This window comes from Prochlorococcus sp. MIT2308, assembly GCF_059772345.1.
The window spans coordinates 135353-152091 of the sequence record NZ_CM186283.1; the positions used below are offsets into that span (position 1 = coordinate 135353).

Sequence of the window (16739 nt, forward strand, 5' to 3'; positions counted from 1 at the left end):
TTTTAAGTTTTTATTCTTCAAGCAATGGATTTATTAATTTGTTTGGCTTTTTAAAGTTTTTTGTCTTCAGGAAATTCAGGCTTCTCTTTCTTTTTTCTCCTACCGTCTGAAAGCTCTAGTAAAGTTGAAAGTTGCTCGTATACTGATCTTAGTGATGACAACTCGGGAAGTAGACCATCGTTCCTCAGATCTTCATCCATGTATCTAAGCTCTTGTCGTACATACGAGAGAATAGATTTTGCTTCATCTCTTTTAGGGCCAGCCATATTTTTTTATTTTTTGAAAAGATACAACAAAAAAGAACTGAATTAAGATTTCAACTGCGTATCAAGACAATGTGTTTGTTGGTAAAATCTTCTGTTTAATTTAAATGAAGTCAACTTCTTTTATGATTTTATTTAAAAATATCTTTTATTTATTGAATAAAAGTTTGATTTAAATAAAATGTATATTATTTATTTAAACTATAATTTACTGGAGTCTATCGTTTGGTCGTATCAGATCTTGTCATTATTGGTGGTGGCGCTTCTGGCTTTATGGGAGCAATTACAGCTATTAATAAGGGCCTTGGTTCTGTTGTTGTACTAGAAGGTACCTCAAAAGTTCTTGAGAAAGTTAGAATTAGTGGTGGAGGTAGATGTAATTTAACGAACTCATGTTGGGATATTTCTAATTTGGTAAATAATTATCCTAGAGGAGAAAAACAACTAATAGGCTTGTTTAATAGATTTTCTACAGTCGAAGCATTTGCTTGGTTTCAAAAAAAAGGACTTAGTCTTAAGATAGAGAAGGACGGACGTGTATTTCCTAGTTCTGATTCTTCTGAAGACGTAATAAAATGTTTAACAGCAGTTGCAAAAAAATCTGGCGTAAAGATAATTACTAATTCTCATGTGAAGAAAATAACAAAAAAAAAAAATTGTTTTAATTTATTAGTTAAAGGTAATAATTACTTTGAAGCTAAAAATATTTTAATTTGCACTGGGAGCCATCCCAGTGGGCGCAGACTTGCTTTAAGCCTTGGTCACTCAATTGTTCAGCCTGTGCCATCTCTTTTTTCATTATCAACCTCTGAAAAATCATTAACTTCTTGTTCAGGGATAACTTTAAATGTTAATGCTGAACTTACCGTTAACAAAAAAAAGTATGCTGAGACAGGTTCTATCCTGATTACCCATAAAGGCTTTAGTGGCCCTGTTGTTTTACGCCTTTCTGCATTTAGTGCTAGAAATTTATATTTAAATAAATATAAAGGTGAACTAAGAATAAATTGGCTTTGTATGAGTGAAAACGATGTTAGGAAAAAACTTGATTTGTATAAATTAGAAAATGGTAAGAAGGTAGTAATTAATAATAAACCCTTTCATAATTTGCCAAGAGGCCTATGGCGAGCACTTCTTTTAACCTTAAACATTGAGAGTAAATTAAGATGGGCAGATTTATCTAAAAGCCAAATATATTCGATAGTAAAATGTTTAATAATGAATAATTATCTAATAAATAGTCGTGGTCCTTATGGAGAAGAATTTGTAACAGCTGGTGGGGTATCTCTAGATGAAATTAATTTTAAAACCATGGAAAGTAAGATTTGTGAGGGTTTATTTTTTGCAGGCGAGGTATTAAATATTGATGGTGTTACGGGTGGTTTCAACTTCCAGCATTGTTGGACAAGTGCTTGGGTAGCAGGAAATGGAATTTCGGTTAAATGAATCAAACCGTGATTTGATTTTATGCGATAAATTTAGCTAAGTGAAGCAATCAAAGCTGGTATCGCAATTATGATAATTCCTATGGATGCTGTAGCCGCAAGAAGAGATGTGCTCACGAGTACTCATAAATTTTGAAAAATTTTAATACCCCAATCAAAATCTTGTTGTGAGTATTAATACTTTTCAAGGTAATTATTTACTCTACATCTGAGAGACTTTGAACTCTTGATAGAATATTTCTTTGATTAGACTTTTTCAAAATTTGAATCCTAAATTCATGTGTTCATTGGTTTCAAATTATTAGGGTTTTGAACAGAAATACATCAGAACCTCGATAAGTATTAATACTTATCATCTTTTTTGAGGTTCCTCGTATCCACACTTTGCATGCGTCTGCAATTAAAGTTCATTTTAGCGAATTTAGGTCAAATTGCTTAGTTCCATCATCTATAAAACCATACTTAAGGATTTAGCAATCCTTGTTTTGAGAGTTTTTACTGGTGCCTTGCTCATTCACCATGGATTTGAAAAATTAAATGACATAAATAACTTTGCTGATGCATTTGTGCGTCCTCTTCATTTGCCTTTTCCTATTACTCTCTCTTACGTGGCTGCTGCTTCCGAGATTGTTGGAAGTTGGTCATTGATAATTGGCCTTGGTACAAGGTTAGGGGCTACTGCAATTTTAGGTACAATGAGTGTGGCCATCTATCATGCTTTGGTCACCTCAGGTTTTAATATTTATTTGTTAGAGCTACTTGCTCTCTATTTCTCTTCTGCTATTTCAATAATTTGCTTAGGACCTGGAAAATTCTCAGCTGATTATTTGATTAATGAAGTTTTTATAAATAAAACAAACCCTATCGGAGTAACGTCTAATAAGAAACCAATTCAGAATAGTAAGCCTAGTAAAACTAAAAATATTGATAAAAAACCAAAGCAAGACAAATTTTTTGAATTTCCTTTCTCTAGTTTCTTGTCATCTTAAGTAAATTTTTATTATTTTACATTATTTTCTCTTTTTTTCATTGACAAGTAAAACCACATCCAAGTAGGTAAAGTAATAAAAAAGCCAATTAAAAATATATAACTTCTTGTAGTTTCCCATGAAGCTTCATAACAACTTTCTTTGATTTCTCTAGTACTTGTAACTTTTGAGCTCAAGGTTCTGCAAATATTAAGTCCATGAATGCTCAAAGTTCCATAAGTTATGGCAGTGGGTACAGTAGCTAGGAATATTGCAATTATTAGATTGCCTATTCTCAGATTGAGTTCTTTTCTTTTTTTATAATCCATATATATATTCTTAACCATCTATTACGAATAGCCCAGTATAGTTTTTATTTTTTTACAAATTAGGAATCACGCTTTCTTTATAGTGTTTTAAATTAATCGGGCTCGCATATAGAGAAGTTGATTCTGGTAAATTTTCCATAATCAATATTTTATAAATAATTAAGTGTGTTTGAATAATCTTGATTTAGTCGAACTTTATAAACTTTGTAAAAATGCAGATGCTTATCATACTTATCTTAAGCTAAAATCAAAATATTGAAGCAATTTAATCTATTTTATAATGTCTACTAGTAAGAGAGAGGAAGTTAGTTCTCATTTGCGTTATATCAGGCAGGAACTAAGAGACTTGGATCAAATGCTTGGTCAATACGGCTTGTTGCCTGAGTTGTCAGAGCTTAAAGAGGTATATAATTCCTTGGATGCTTTACATCAATTGCTTTCAGGTAAAGTTAAAAAGAAACCCAAACCTGAATTTGATGATTAATAAAATTAACTAGTTAACAATTGGTATTTTGAATTATTTCTTAGTGGATTAATAGATTATTTTTAAATTTATGTAATTAACATTATATATTTGGGCTTGCAAAAAAAAAAGAACTACTAACAATATACAAACAAGGTAATCAATCAAGCTAATGACTGGAGAAACTTTAAAAATCAGTATAGGTGGAATGATTGAAAACCATATCAATCAGATTGATTGATATGGTCCCTAAAAGTCATCTCAGGCATAGCTTTTGAACTCCTGGTGTTGTGAATAAATGGATTTGAGAAAAGAAATTCATCTGAAATTTTAGCAAAAGAAACTTCTTTATGGACTGCTCCTTGAGGGGTATAACAATCGTTTCTATCTTTTTTAGGCTTAGTTAGAAGAATAATTTCTTTCTAAAATGTCATTAACAATTACTTCTTTCACAAATACTTGGATTACAACAGCCATTGGTATTGCTAATAACAAACCTATTGGTCCAAAAAGGATAGTAAATATAAATTGCGCGGTAATTGTTAGTCCCGGCAGTAACTTAACTTGTTTGTGCATTATTGAGGGTGTTATTAAATAGCTTTCAATATTTTGAATTACGATGTATAGGCCTAAAACAGCAAATGATTTCCATGGGGTATCTAGTAAAGCAACAGAAAGAGGGAAAATGGTACTAATTGTTGGCCCTACATTTGGAATAACATTTAAAATACCTGCGATTAAAGCATTAGCAATTACTAATTTTATTCCCAATAAATACAGTCCAATAGAAGCAAGTATCGCTACACAGATTGAGCTAAGGACAACACCAGCCATCCAACTACTTAAGGCATTACCACATGTCGATAAAATTGTTCTTGCTCGCCTTCTGTAAAATGAAGGAACTAACAATATAGCAACTTCTCTATATGAATTTGGCTGTAAAGCTATCATTAATCCAACAGAGACTATGAATAATAGTTGAATAATTCCTATGCCAACATTACTTACTAAATTTATTAACTTTGTAATGCTATCTGTTACACCACTGGCAAGGGTTGCACTGTCTGGGATAATACTAAGCTGATTCGATAATAATGTCCTATCAGTTAGGTTTGGAATACTATCTTTATATATGATTTCTGCAAAATTAAAAAAAGAATTTATTATAAGCTCCCTTAGCTTGCTTGCTGCTGATGGTATCTGATTTATTAGCTCCTGAAATTCACTGGTGAACTGAGGTATTATTAAAACTATTAAAACACTTGATATTACTACCATAGATATTATTGTTATTCCTAAAGAAATCCATCTTGGTATATGAAAAAATTCACGAATTTTGCCAGTAATAGTGCATAGCGCCATTGCTATAACTATCGAAGCAAAAAATAGTATAATTATTTCTCTTAAGCTCCATAAAATTAATAAAGAAATGATTAATGATGTAAAAGATAGTAAGTTAGTGAGTTTCAATTTTGGAATTTAATTATTAGTCAATGAATTTGCATATCTTATAGAAAAACGCATGAATCTTTCAAATTCTTTTTCTGAATTCCAGCTATATGTTGACGTTACTTCTTTAATATAATTTCCTGAAATATACAAATCAACATTTTTTGTTAAAAGCTCACCTTCTTGATCGATTAAATACATTTTTTTTATCGATTTGAAGTTTTCTAATGTGATTGTTTTAGGGGTGAAAAATTTATATACCGCTTTACCTTTTTTGCCATCCAAGTCTCTGAACATACGTATTTCAGGACGACCTTTTTCGCTTTCTCCTTTGACGAATTGAATTGAAACAGTCTTCTGGATTTCTTTCATCTCTCCTTTAGATGTTATTGATAGTTATCCTCTTGTATGAAACTATAAGGGATTGAGGTTCTTCTTTAAGATTTTAGTTAAAGATGATTTTAGACTTAGGCCGCTAAGATCAATGGAGTCTATATTTTTTCTTTTTTTAAGTTCGTATTCATAGCATTTATCGTAATAATCCAGCATTGCTTCACAGGCTTTTGGCCATTCTTTTCGCCTGATCGCAAGTAGTGCTTCTTTTGTTCTTTGTGGACCTAATCTTTTTTGTATTCTCTCTACAGCTTCTTCTAATTCATTTTGAGAGTTTTGACCATAAAGATTGACTAAATTTTCTATACGCTCATTCTTAGTTTTTATTATTTCAAGAATTGGTGCTTTCTTCATTTTTAAATACAACATATTTGGTATGCGACATTTACCTAAATTAGAACTTTCAGCCTCTATCCATATTTCAATAGCTTTGTTATTTTTGTGAAATTCATCAAGAGACTCTGCGAGGATGTTTTCAAATTGTTGAGTTGTAGGTTGCTTCTTCATGCCTAATGAACCAAAACTACTTCCTCTATGATTGGCAATTCCCTCTAAGTCAATGACATATATATCTTCTTTATTGATGTAATTGAGTAAATCTGTTTTTCTTGTACCTGTTTTACCTCCTATTAGTCTTATGGGTAAATCAGCCTCAAACTGATCTAAAACCCATTTCCTATAACTTTTATATCCACCTTCTAATAAATAGGTCTTAATTCCAATTGTTCTTGCAAGCCATGCAAAAGCTCCAGATCTCATTCCACCTCTCCAGCAATAAATTCTTAATGAGTTATCTCCCCCCTTCTTTTCTGTAATTGTTTTTATCATTACGTCCAGTAGTTTTGAAGTACTTGGGAGTGTAACTTTTAAACCATTAAGGACTGCTTTTAAGCGACTCTCTCTTTTATAGCTTTTCCCTATCATTTCTCTTTCCAAATCAGAAAACAAAGGAATATTGATAGCGCCTGGCCAATGACCTTGAGAAAATTCGTTAGGACTTCTTACATCAACTATTGGGCTGGTTAAATTCCGAAAATCCGTTACGGGATAACCTGAATTGGTAGGTTTCTCTGACATAGTATTAGTGCTTAGGTCATTTTAGGCCGGCAGTAGATTATGACTGAAGAAAAATCACATCCAAATAAAGAAAGCATAGAGGAGTTCTTGGAGTCTTTCAGAATGGCTTCAGAAAGAAAGCAGCTAGGCTTGTTGAATGTTTTAGAAGAACGAGTTGAGGAGCTTCTTTCCCTAGGATCGTCTTTAATGTCTAGATTTGATCCCTGTTCCTGTGACTGGGTTGCTGGTTTTATTTTGCAACTAATTCATAAAACTGATAATGATTTTATAAAAAATACTCTTAATTGCGAGGACTTTTCTTGGTTCACAGCATCTTCAGAAGTTGGGTTTGATTATTCACCTTTACAGCAATATTTATTAAATGAAAGTTTTGAGGATGCTGACCGTTTTACAAGCTCGAAACTTAGAGAGCTTGCAGGGGAAAAGGCTGTAAAAAGAGGATATGTTTATTTTTCTGAGGTTGAATTAATACCTACTATTGATTTATCAACTTTGAATAAATTGTGGATTGTCTATTCTAGAGGGAAATTTGGTTTTACAGTTCAAGCAAAAATACTAGATTCCGTAGATGGAAGATATGACAAACTTTGGCCTCGAATAGGATGGAAAAAAGATGGGGTTTGGACTAGATATCCCAAAGCATTTAATTGGTCCATCGAAGCACCAAACGGTCATATGCCATTAGTTAACCAGCTTAGAGGAGTTCGATTGATGGATGCCTTGCTAAATCATCAAGCGTTAAAAGATCAAACCTAACCATTTAATTATGAATGTTTAAATTTTCATCACTTAATACTATTTATGACCTAAATTTAATTTATGAATTTTATTTATATACTAATTCTTTGTTCAGAAAATTAATTTACTAAAGATGTTTTAATTAATTGTGGAGCCTTCTAAAAACTGGGCTGTATTTATTCAACCCTCTACTTTACAACTAGCATCATTTGTTGAGACTCTTTTAGAGCCTGTAATATGCAAAGAAACTGCACAAAAAGTTGAATTGGGTTTGCATGAGGCTCTTGTTAATGCTGTTGTTCACGGAAACTTATCTAATCCTAATAAAGTCGTTCGAGTTAGAAGAATACTTACTCCTAAATGGTTTGTATGGCAAATTCAAGATGAAGGAATAGGCATAGTTAAAAACAAAAGGCTAAATTCTTTACCTCAAGAAATTGATGCAAATAGTGGAAGAGGAATTTATTTAATTCATAAATGTTTTGATGATGTTAGATGGAGTAACAAAGGCAATAGATTGCAACTATCACTAAAAAAGTAATGCTTTAGTGGTTTTTACATCCTGTATCTCTTACCTCTTCTTTTATCCATAATATTGCTTGATTGAGTAGGTTTTCTATTTCTATTTCGTCTCCATCATTAATTAATTGTGATATTGCAGAAATAATCAACTCAGCACTTCTCCTTCTTTTATTTCCCCTGAGTTCATGCCAATTATAATTATTTATACTAATTTCCTTGTGAAGATCTTTAGCTAAAGATTTGGCTTTCTCTGACCAGATGCATTTATTTTTTTTGACCATAATATTAAGTTGGTTTAAAGGTGTTTTTAGATACTTTTTTTATAAAATTAAATTGGTTTATTAGCTTTCCATACTTTAGTCATGAAATGCGATTCAGAAGTTATTGATGAAAACCCACTTTCATTTAATCTTAAATGAATGTCGTCTATTATGTAGTCCCTGTAATAAGGTTCATGAAATATTTTATGAAAGTTTTCCATAATTGAAGTGAATTTTGGAGAATCCTCTATCTGTATGGAGTCAGCAAGAACAAGAGTTCCTCCAGGTTCTAACAACCTAAAGCATTCATTCAAAACATTCTGTCGTGCATCTCTAGGAAGCTCATGAAAAAGGAAAACACAAGTTAATGCTTGAAAACTGTTTGATGAGTAAGGCATATTTTCTGCATTTCCTTTAGTAAGTTGGACGAGATCACCACTTCTCGAACTTAGATATTTACTAGCCTGTTTTAGGTATGAACCTGATAAGTCCAGACCATACAGTTCTACTTCAGGTAAAGCACTTTGTATTTGCTGGAGAGTTCTTCCTGTCCCAGTCGCAATATCTAAAACTTTTACTTTTTTTGAGCTTTCAGATAAATATTTTTTTAGACCACTTTTTAAAGGAGATAAAATTCTTCTTCGCATAGCATCGGCTGTTCCGTTAAAAAGTATTTCAACTTGTAAGTCGTAAATTTCAGCGGAATGATCACTTAAATATCCATCTGTTTGATGATGAAAATTTTGTAAATAGTAACTTGGGTAATCTTCCTCATTAACATTTCGCGGAATTTCTCTCGTTTTATTCTTTTTACGTCTTTCCCAGGTCTTGGGCATATCAAGCCAAATTAAAGGATATTTTTTTGCCCATTCCAACCAAGGTGCTTCGAAAAGTTGAGATTTTGGGTAAATTCCTGCCTCTGCTTCTTGCCAATCAACTTTTTCAAGTCGTTCCATCGATCTTCTAACTTCTTTTAATAACTCTTGATCGATTGGAAAATTATCTGGGACAACTTCTGGTGCAAAAACTTCCATTAATTTAGTACTCAACTCTTTGTGAGCTAAGCCAGCCAGTGTTTTCCCCTGTTGAAGAGTGTAATAAGCAAATTTTTTAAGGCTTGGCTTTGCCATAAACCGTTGATTAATTTTTTTTATTATCTAACAGATTCGATTGATTAGTGACCAGTTAACCAAAAAAAAAATTAAGGACAATGCAAAATTCTTGCTTTGTCCCTAATTTTTTTAGCTCTAATTTTATAGTTAAGAGTTTGTTTTAGGCGTCGTAGTACATAGTGAATTCATGAGGGTGAGGCCTTTGCCTTAACTGTTGAACCTCTTCGTATTTAAGATCTATCCAATTGTCAATGAAATCGTTAGTAAATACTCCTCCTTCAGTTAAATATTTGTTGTCACTTTTCAATGCCTCTAATGCATCATTCAACGAGGATGGAACAGTATCTATTTTTGATAATTCTTCTGAAGGAAGTTCGAAAAGGTCAACATCAACTCCATCACCAGGATCGATTTGATTTTTGATCCCATCAATACCTGCCATCATCATTGCAGAGAAAGCAATATAAGGGTTGGCTAACGCATCACCGGATCGGAATTCAAGTCTCTTTGCTTTTGGACTTGGCCCAGTCAAAGGAATTCTGACAGCCGCTGATCTATTGCCCTGCGAATAAACTAAATTAACAGGTGCTTCAAAACCAGGAACTAATCTTTTGTAACTGTTGGTAGTTGGGTTTGTAAATGCAAGGAATGAAGGCGCATGTTTCAGGATCCCTCCTATGTACCATTTAGCTGTTTGAGATAAATTGGCATAAGTACCTTCTCCGAAGAATAAAGGCTGACCACTTTTCCATAAACTTTGATGGACATGCATTCCTGTTCCATTATCATTGAAAACTGGCTTAGGCATGAAAGTTGCGGTCTTGCCATATTTCTTGGCCACATTTCTAACGATATATTTATAAATCATCACATTGTCTGCAGCGTTGATTAGGGGTGCGAATTTCATCCCTAGTTCATGCTGCCCAGCTCCTGCTACTTCATGGTGATGTTTTTCAATAGGTATTCCTAGTTCACCCATCAAAAGAAGCATTTCAGACCTCATGTCTTGAGCGGTGTCATTTGGAGAGACAGGGAAATATCCTTCTTTGAGTTGAATCTTGTATCCAAGGTTGCCACCCTCCTCAACTCTACCTGTGTTCCAGGGAGCTTCAATGGTGTCTACGCTATAAAAACTCCCGCCTTCCCCTGAATTGTATCGAACGTCATCAAAAATAAAGAATTCTGGTTCAGGGCCAAAGAATGCAGCATCTGCGACACTAGTGCTTGCTAAATAATCCAATGCTTTTTGTGCCAAAGCTCTTGGACATCTGGAATATGGTTCTCCACTTCTTGGCTCCTGAATTGAACAAATTAAGCTAAGAGTTTTGTGATGGTAGAAAGGGTCTATCCAGCTTGTTGATGGATCTGGAACCATTGCCATATCTGATTCGTTTATTGCTTTCCATCCGCGAATAGAAGAACCATCAAAAGCGAGACCCTCTGAGAAAGAGCTCTCTTCAATAAGATCTGAAGTTACGGTTAAATGTTGCCATTTGCCATGTAAGTCAGTGAATTTTAGATCTATTAGCTCAATGCCCTCATCCTTAATTTGACGAAGAACATCTTGAGAGGTCTTGCTCATGATTAATTTGATTTACAAAATAGTTAATCAATTATGAACGTAATAAGCGGTTGCATCTCTTTTTGTATCAAGAAGCACTTTTTTTAGATTTTTAACAGAAAAATATGATTGTTTTTTTGGGTTCTAGGGCATATCTAGCAAATTCCTATTGCAATCCCTAAAAAAAACACCCCGACTTTGCCTATCGCCTTTTAGGCTCAAAGGTATATAAACCGATCTGTTTTCTTGGCCACTCAAATTCTTCCTTCTGTTGATAATCAACATCGTAAAGATTTTGGTCCAACTGTTTCCCCTGAAAGGTTATTACTTGGGCCAGGCCCATCAAATGCAGATCCTGCTGTTTTGAAAGCGCTCTCTCAGCCACCAATTGGTCATTTAGATCCTTTTTATGTGGCCTTGATGAGTGAGGTGCAAGAGTTACTTCGATATGCGTGGCAAACCAGCAATCGATTAACACTCCCTATGAGTGGGACAGGAAGCGCCGCGATGGAGGCAACACTGGCAAATGTTGTCGAGCCAGAGGATACGGTTTTAGTAGCCATAAAAGGATATTTTGGCCATCGTCTTGCTGATATGGCAGGCAGATATAAGGCAAATGTAGAAACCATTCATAAAGATTGGGGTAATGCTTTTTCACTTGATGAAATAGAAGATGCACTGAAAAAACATAATCCAGCAGTTTTAGCAATTGTTCATGCCGAAACTTCCACAGGTGTTTGTCAACCCATGGATGGAATTGGTGATTTATGCAGAAAATATAATTGTTTACTTCTTGTAGATACTGTAACTTCTCTGGGAGGCGTTCCTCTTTATTTGGATAAGTGGAAAATTGATCTGGCTTACAGTTGCAGTCAAAAAGGATTAAGTTGCCCGCCAGGATTAGGACCTTTTTCAATGAATGAGAGGGCTGAAAATAAAATGAGCAACAGAAAAGATAAGGTTCCTAACTGGTATTTAGATGTGTCTTTACTTAACAAATATTGGGGTAGTGATCGTGTGTATCATCACACTGCTCCTGTAAACATGAATTTTGGTATTCGAGAAGCGCTTAGATTGTTAGCTAAAGAAGGATTGGAAGTTTCATGGGATAGACATAGAAAGAATGCAAAATCGCTTTGGAATTCTTTAGAAAATATTGGCTTAGAGTTACATGTTGAAGAAGAATTACGCTTACCTACTCTTACTACTGTGAAAATACCTAATGGTGTTGATGGCAAGGCTTTTACTAATCATTTACTAAGTAACTTTGGTATTGAGATAGGAGGTGGTCTTGGTGATCTGGCTGGAAAAGTATGGAGAATAGGTTTAATGGGATATAACTCGACTTCTACAAATGTAGATAGAATATTAAATATTTTCGAAACTGAACTACCTAAGTTTAGATAATATATTTTCTTTGGTAGATTCTTTTATCTTTGAACCAATCTACGATAATCTTTCTTGATTCTTCTTCCATTAGACCTCTCTCGATAATCATTTTGTGATGAGCACTTTTATGTTCCGCTAGATTTATAGTTCCACCTAGTGCTCCTCTTTTTGGGTCTTCCGATCCAAAGATTATCTTTCCCATCCTTGCTTGTATTAAAGCGCCTGCGCACATTGGACATGGCTCTAGATTTACTATCAATGTACAGTCATTAAATCTCCAATCACTAATTATCCAAGAAGCTTGTCGGAGGGCTACTAACTCAGCATGACCTAAAGGATCTTTCATCTTTTCCCTTCTATTGCCCCCATAGCCAATACACCTTCCTCTTTTGTCGAGAATAATTGCAGCAATAGGGACTTCACCTTTCTCTCCTACAAGGTTTGCTTTGGTTAGCAATCTTGTCATCCACTTTATTTTTTCTTCCTGACTCAGAGCGATTGGGTTTGACAATTTTTTAGGTCTTTGGAGAATTATCAAATAAAATACTTATCTACAGATTAATCATTTTTTTGGTTTGAACTTGATTATCCAATACCACAAATAGAGACTTATTTTCTTTGGACCCTTTCGCATCTCCTCACAATTTAGATAGAGAATTGCAATCTTTACTTGCACAAGCCTCAAGTAATCTTTGTGATTGGTTTGCTGAGTCGGGTAGTCAATCTCCATTTCCTGACTCCGTTGAATTGCCTGATGTTTATCCAGGGAGAGAAGGCGTCTCTAATAATGTTTTGTTGAGCGAACTTAAATTGTTAATGAATGGTTCCTATCGACCATCCCATCCAGGATCGCTTGCTCATTTGGACCCACCCCCTCTATCAGCTTCAATAGTAGGAGAACTGATTTGTGCAGGTTTAAACAATAATCTTTTAGCAGAAGAATTATCGCCCAGCTTGTCATCCTTGGAAAGAAACCTTTGCAAATGGTTTTGTCAGAGATTGGGTTTGGGTAATTCGTCTGGAGGTGTAGCAGCTAGCGGAGGAAGTTTAAGTAATTTAATGGCTTTAGTAATGGCAAGAAATATTGCTGGTTTAGAAAGCGATCCTAGTGCTGTCTTTTTTGCTAGTGACGATTGTCATGTTTCATTCTTGAAAGCTCTAAGGATTATGGGTTTAAAAAAGGAATCTCTACAAAGAATTCCTACAGATGAAAATGGTGAATTAAAAATTTCTTGTTTACGTTCAAGTTTAAATAAAATTAAATCTCAAGGGAAGAAATGCTTTGCTGTAGTCGCTACAGCAGGAACTACTGTCAGAGGAGCTATTGATCCACTGTTTGAAATTGCTCAATTTTGTCAAAAAGAGAAAGTTTGGCTTCATGTTGATGCCGCAATAGGTGGAATTTTTGGTCTATCTCCAATTACCTCAGAAATTGTTAAGGGGTTAGGTTCAGCTGACTCCTTAACCGTTAACCCACAAAAAATATTGGGAATCGCAAAAACTTCTTCTCTTTTACTTGTAGCTAATAAAAACCATCTTTCTTCTACATTTTCAACTGGGTTACCTTATGCCGAACCAAGTATCGGTAATGACTTTCATGGAGGAGAACTTGGAATTCAAGGAACCAGATCCGCCGAGTCATTGAAATTGTGGATTGGTTTAAGACAATTGGGCGAAGATGGTATTGATAAAATACTTTTGGAGTCTATTAAAAAAAGATGTTATTTAGAATCAATAATTGATTCGTCAAAATTTAAAATAATATCAGGACCTCTTCATCTGATGGCATTAACACCGTTAAATTGTACTTCTTCTGAAGCGTCCAAATGGTCTATAAAAACTAGAAACTCTTTGTTAGCCAATAAGTTTATGCTTTCCAGACCAATGTACGAGGATACTTATTATTTAAAGGCTGTTATGGGTAACCCTAATACTAAATTTGATGATTTAAAACTTTTAGCTAATCTTATTAATCATTCAATTATTTGATTTTAAAATGAATAATGATTTTTTTAATAAAAAAAATATTTTAGCTTTAACAACAGCATTTATATCAATTTTGATTGGCCTGATTTATTTGGCAATTGTGTTTGCTTTAGACTTTAGAGGTCCAATGAGTCCTCCCCCCTCGGAGGCCTTGATCGCGGTGGTAGTTTTTTGAATTTTTTTTCAACTAAAGGATCAATAACTCTCTCATAAGCTCTGCGAATAAAACTTTTGAAATACTCATCTCTTTTGTTTAAGTTGTAATGATATTCAACAACTTCTTGGATCCCACCATCTCCCCAGCTTTGGTCTTGCTGGAAATAAGTTATAAAACTTGCTCCAGCAACCCTTGTTAGCCAGGAGACACTTACTCCTTGAATTACTTTACTAACAACTAATGTTGGAAGCGATAAACTTAATGTGGAGCTTATTAGAGAAACTCCCCCTTTAACTAAACCCATAGTTGCAAGTATTTTACCGACCGAAAATGCTAAGTTTTTTGCTTTTTCTTTTGTGATTTCAACACCATAAATTTTTGCAATTTCAATAACCATTTGTGCATTCACCGCAGCAGCAGCGATCATATCTATGAATGGTAATGGTGTTAATATTAATACTCCGCTACTAAGCCAACCATACTTATCAATACATTTTTTAGCTGATTGACTTCTCTGCTTAACTAATAACCTTTTCCCTTCTTTACCAAGATTACTGCATTGAAGTAATATATTATCTGCTATCAACTCTTCACCTTCTTCGTGTAATATATTTGCTAGTCTTCTAATTAAACTACTGACTTCAGGCTCTGGCTGATAAGGTTTTTCTCCAGGGATTGCAATTGTCTGAGGTGATGCTGATGTACAAATAATATCTTTTGATTCAATAAAATCACAACATCTAGAATTAAGAATTTCAATTAATCTTTTCTCCTCATTTTCTCCTCTTAAGTCTATTTTATTTAATACTAGTATAAGTCTTTTCCCTAATTTAGATAAAGTTCTAATTGTTCTTGTTTCGGTAGAACGTAAATCCCCTTCTATTACTACTAACATTAAATCAGATTTACGTGCTTCTATTAACGCATTCTTTTCCCTTTCTCTTCCTCTTTCCCCTGCTTCTAGTATCCCTGGAGTATCGATTATTTTAATTCCTCTTTTAAGCCCTTTGAGCTTGAGCCTATAGGTCTCTTGTGATTTTGTTGAGCCCATTTCAGGACTAACTTTACCTACTATTCTTTTTAGCAGAGATCTTATTAATGATGTTTTGCCACTGGAGCCGATTCCAAAAACTACTAAAATAATATCGCCTCTATCTAATTCTAATGAAACTCTATTTTTTTCATCCATTAGTGCCTTTGCCTTTACTTTGTCATTAATTAACATGATTAACTGATCAAGTGTCTTTAGTGACTTTCCTGCAGCCTCTTTCTTGCTTATGACTGATAGGTCTAATAATTTCTCTTCCTTATTATTTTTGAAGATAGATTTAAAAATGTCTTTAAAATTATCTATTTTTTTTGTATAAATTAAACTACCTATTATGAAAACTGTAATAAATATTGCAGGAATATTTATTAATCTAATTATTGCCCCGACCAAGCCTACAAGTATCAAGCTAATGAATACTATGAATATATAAAATATTATTTTTTTTGAATTATATATTTTCATATGATAACTATCATTTTATTTTTTTTGAATACTTTTGACTTGATTTATCTTTAGTTTTAATTATATCAATTAAAAAACATAATATAGCAATGTTTATTGATATGTCTGCTACATTAAAAATAGGAAAATTAATTGGAACTAACTCAAAAAAATCTAAAACATAGCCTTTGAATAATCTATCAATTCCATTACCTACAGTCCCACCTAAAAGGTATGTAAGTCCAATAAAATTCCAAAAAGATTTTGGTGGAAATTTTAATATGATAATAATTAGTATTAAAGTGGCTAGAATACTTATGATAGTGAGAATATTTGTTGAATTGCTGAAAATACTAAATGCAGCGCCTTTGTTTTTTACTAGTGTGAAATTTAATAAATTAGGAATAATATTTTTTGATCTTTCAAAGCCTAATATACTTAACATTAAAAACTTACTAACTTGATCTAATAAAACAATGAAAAAAGAGTATATAATGATTTTCATGCTTCTACTCTTTAATTGATTCATCTTACTATTAATATACGTTTTAGTAATATTGATAATAGACAAATCGATATGCATAGTAATAATTGAGTTGGGAAAGGTACAATAGTATTTATCAAAATAAGATCGAATAATTTATCTGACCAATTTCCAAATATTTTACCTAAAATTAAATAAATAATACCTATAAAATGCAAAATGCATAATGATAGTAATGTATAAAGTGAATAATTAATTAAATTAGCTTTAGAATCTTTTTTTGCTAAAAAACCAGATATCCAAGCAGCAGGAATAAATCCTAACAAGTAACCAAATTCATGAGTTAAGATATAACCAACACTCCCCCCTCCATGAAATACAGGTAAATAGAATAAACCTATAATCAGATAGGAAATTGCAGAAATTGTTCCTATTTGAGGTCCGCAAAGCAATGAAGTTAAAAGAAGCCCTTGAATTTGCCAATTGCTATGAAGTGGAATAATTGAGAGAGATAGGTCCTCTTGAAGAAAAATTATAGATGATGGTAACATTGCGAATATTATGATTAACATTACGCCTGTTATTGCTTTTAACCCGCTGCTAAATTTTTGCAATGAATTTAATGAGCAGATCTCATACATTAATTATTTA

The 16739-nt window shown here is 33.3% G+C and carries 19 protein-coding genes; 7 read left to right on the forward strand and 12 right to left on the reverse strand.

The window, feature by feature from the left end; all coding sequences use genetic code 11:
• Nucleotides 1-50 precede the first annotated feature (50 nt).
• Nucleotides 51-266 (reverse strand): DUF8635 family protein, encoded by a 216-nt coding sequence (locus AC6EIW_RS00695; protein WP_498462523.1) that lies wholly within the window; start codon nt 264-266, stop codon nt 51-53.
• 222 nt (nt 267-488) lie between these two features.
• Between AC6EIW_RS00695 and AC6EIW_RS00700 the strand changes: the two genes are divergently transcribed.
• A complete protein-coding gene (locus AC6EIW_RS00700; protein WP_498520730.1) occupies nt 489-1709 on the forward strand; it encodes a BaiN/RdsA family NAD(P)/FAD-dependent oxidoreductase in 1221 nt (406 codons plus the stop codon).
• 430 nt (nt 1710-2139) lie between these two features.
• On the forward strand, nt 2140-2697 hold the full coding sequence (locus AC6EIW_RS00705) for a DoxX family protein (RefSeq protein ID WP_498520731.1): 558 nt from the start codon (nt 2140-2142) through the stop codon (nt 2695-2697).
• A gap of 11 nt (nt 2698-2708) precedes the next feature.
• Here the strand turns inward: AC6EIW_RS00705 and AC6EIW_RS00710 are convergent, their stop codons facing one another.
• A complete protein-coding gene (locus tag AC6EIW_RS00710) occupies nt 2709-3023 on the reverse strand; it encodes a hypothetical protein (RefSeq protein ID WP_498520732.1) in 315 nt (104 codons plus the stop codon).
• Between the two features lie 262 nt (nt 3024-3285).
• Between AC6EIW_RS00710 and AC6EIW_RS00715 the strand changes: the two genes are divergently transcribed.
• Nucleotides 3286-3489, forward strand: coding sequence for a DUF8635 family protein (locus tag AC6EIW_RS00715; protein WP_011293667.1), 204 nt, complete (start codon nt 3286-3288; stop codon nt 3487-3489).
• Between the two features lie 378 nt (nt 3490-3867).
• On the opposite strand, the gene AC6EIW_RS00720 is transcribed toward AC6EIW_RS00715, so the two are convergent.
• From AC6EIW_RS00720 to mnmH, 3 genes are read right to left on the reverse strand one after another with little or no spacing between them, the layout of a single operon-like run.
• Nucleotides 3868-4938, reverse strand: coding sequence for an AI-2E family transporter (locus AC6EIW_RS00720; protein WP_498520733.1), 1071 nt, complete (start codon nt 4936-4938; stop codon nt 3868-3870).
• Between the two features lie 9 nt (nt 4939-4947).
• Nucleotides 4948-5289, reverse strand: coding sequence for a photosystem II reaction center protein Psb28 (gene psb28 / locus AC6EIW_RS00725; protein WP_498520734.1), 342 nt, complete (start codon nt 5287-5289; stop codon nt 4948-4950).
• A gap of 42 nt (nt 5290-5331) precedes the next feature.
• Nucleotides 5332-6387 (reverse strand): tRNA 2-selenouridine(34) synthase MnmH, encoded by a 1056-nt coding sequence (gene mnmH / locus AC6EIW_RS00730; RefSeq protein WP_498520735.1) that lies wholly within the window; start codon nt 6385-6387, stop codon nt 5332-5334.
• A gap of 39 nt (nt 6388-6426) precedes the next feature.
• Between mnmH and AC6EIW_RS00735 the strand changes: the two genes are divergently transcribed.
• Both AC6EIW_RS00735 and AC6EIW_RS00740 read left to right on the forward strand, forming a co-directional pair.
• On the forward strand, nt 6427-7143 hold the full coding sequence (locus AC6EIW_RS00735; RefSeq protein WP_498520736.1) for a GUN4 domain-containing protein: 717 nt from the start codon (nt 6427-6429) through the stop codon (nt 7141-7143).
• A gap of 130 nt (nt 7144-7273) precedes the next feature.
• The gene (locus tag AC6EIW_RS00740) at nt 7274-7666 is read left to right on the forward strand and encodes an ATP-binding protein (RefSeq protein ID WP_498520737.1); all 393 of its coding nucleotides are present in this window, start codon (nt 7274-7276) and stop codon (nt 7664-7666) included.
• A 4-nt stretch (nt 7667-7670) separates the two neighbouring features.
• On the opposite strand, the gene AC6EIW_RS00745 is transcribed toward AC6EIW_RS00740, so the two are convergent.
• The 3 genes from AC6EIW_RS00745 to glnA all read right to left on the reverse strand — a co-directional run bounded on the left by AC6EIW_RS00745 (nt 7671) and on the right by glnA (nt 10601).
• Complete coding sequence (locus AC6EIW_RS00745) at nt 7671-7928, reverse strand: DUF6439 family protein (protein WP_498520738.1); 258 nt, start codon at nt 7926-7928, stop codon at nt 7671-7673.
• 47 nt (nt 7929-7975) lie between these two features.
• A complete protein-coding gene (locus AC6EIW_RS00750; RefSeq protein WP_498520739.1) occupies nt 7976-9037 on the reverse strand; it encodes a class I SAM-dependent methyltransferase in 1062 nt (353 codons plus the stop codon).
• Between the two features lie 142 nt (nt 9038-9179).
• The gene (gene glnA / locus AC6EIW_RS00755; RefSeq protein ID WP_498520740.1) at nt 9180-10601 is read right to left on the reverse strand and encodes a type I glutamate--ammonia ligase; all 1422 of its coding nucleotides are present in this window, start codon (nt 10599-10601) and stop codon (nt 9180-9182) included.
• 225 nt (nt 10602-10826) lie between these two features.
• Here glnA and AC6EIW_RS00760 point away from each other — a divergent pair, with 225 nt between their 5' ends.
• Nucleotides 10827-11987 carry a pyridoxal-phosphate-dependent aminotransferase family protein gene (locus AC6EIW_RS00760; protein WP_498520741.1) on the forward strand — a complete coding sequence of 387 codons (1161 nt, stop codon included), beginning with the start codon at nt 10827-10829 and terminating at the stop codon, nt 11985-11987.
• On the opposite strand, the gene AC6EIW_RS00765 is transcribed toward AC6EIW_RS00760, so the two are convergent.
• Complete coding sequence (locus AC6EIW_RS00765; protein ID WP_498521592.1) at nt 11980-12435, reverse strand: nucleoside deaminase; 456 nt, start codon at nt 12433-12435, stop codon at nt 11980-11982. The genes AC6EIW_RS00760 and AC6EIW_RS00765 overlap by 8 nt on opposite strands.
• A gap of 152 nt (nt 12436-12587) precedes the next feature.
• Between AC6EIW_RS00765 and AC6EIW_RS00770 the strand changes: the two genes are divergently transcribed.
• Complete coding sequence (locus AC6EIW_RS00770) at nt 12588-13958, forward strand: pyridoxal phosphate-dependent decarboxylase family protein (protein WP_498520742.1); 1371 nt, start codon at nt 12588-12590, stop codon at nt 13956-13958.
• 113 nt (nt 13959-14071) lie between these two features.
• Here the strand turns inward: AC6EIW_RS00770 and AC6EIW_RS00775 are convergent, their stop codons facing one another.
• From AC6EIW_RS00775 to AC6EIW_RS00785, 3 genes are read right to left on the reverse strand one after another with little or no spacing between them, the layout of a single operon-like run.
• Complete coding sequence (locus tag AC6EIW_RS00775; protein ID WP_498520743.1) at nt 14072-15625, reverse strand: YcjF family protein; 1554 nt, start codon at nt 15623-15625, stop codon at nt 14072-14074.
• A gap of 10 nt (nt 15626-15635) precedes the next feature.
• On the reverse strand, nt 15636-16133 hold the full coding sequence (gene lspA, locus AC6EIW_RS00780; RefSeq protein WP_498520744.1) for a signal peptidase II: 498 nt from the start codon (nt 16131-16133) through the stop codon (nt 15636-15638).
• Entirely contained in the window at nt 16130-16729 is a 600-nt protein-coding gene (locus AC6EIW_RS00785) for a biotin transporter BioY (RefSeq protein WP_498520745.1), read from the reverse strand. The genes lspA and AC6EIW_RS00785 overlap by 4 nt, the downstream gene beginning before the upstream one ends.
• Nucleotides 16730-16739: the final 10 nt, after the last annotated feature.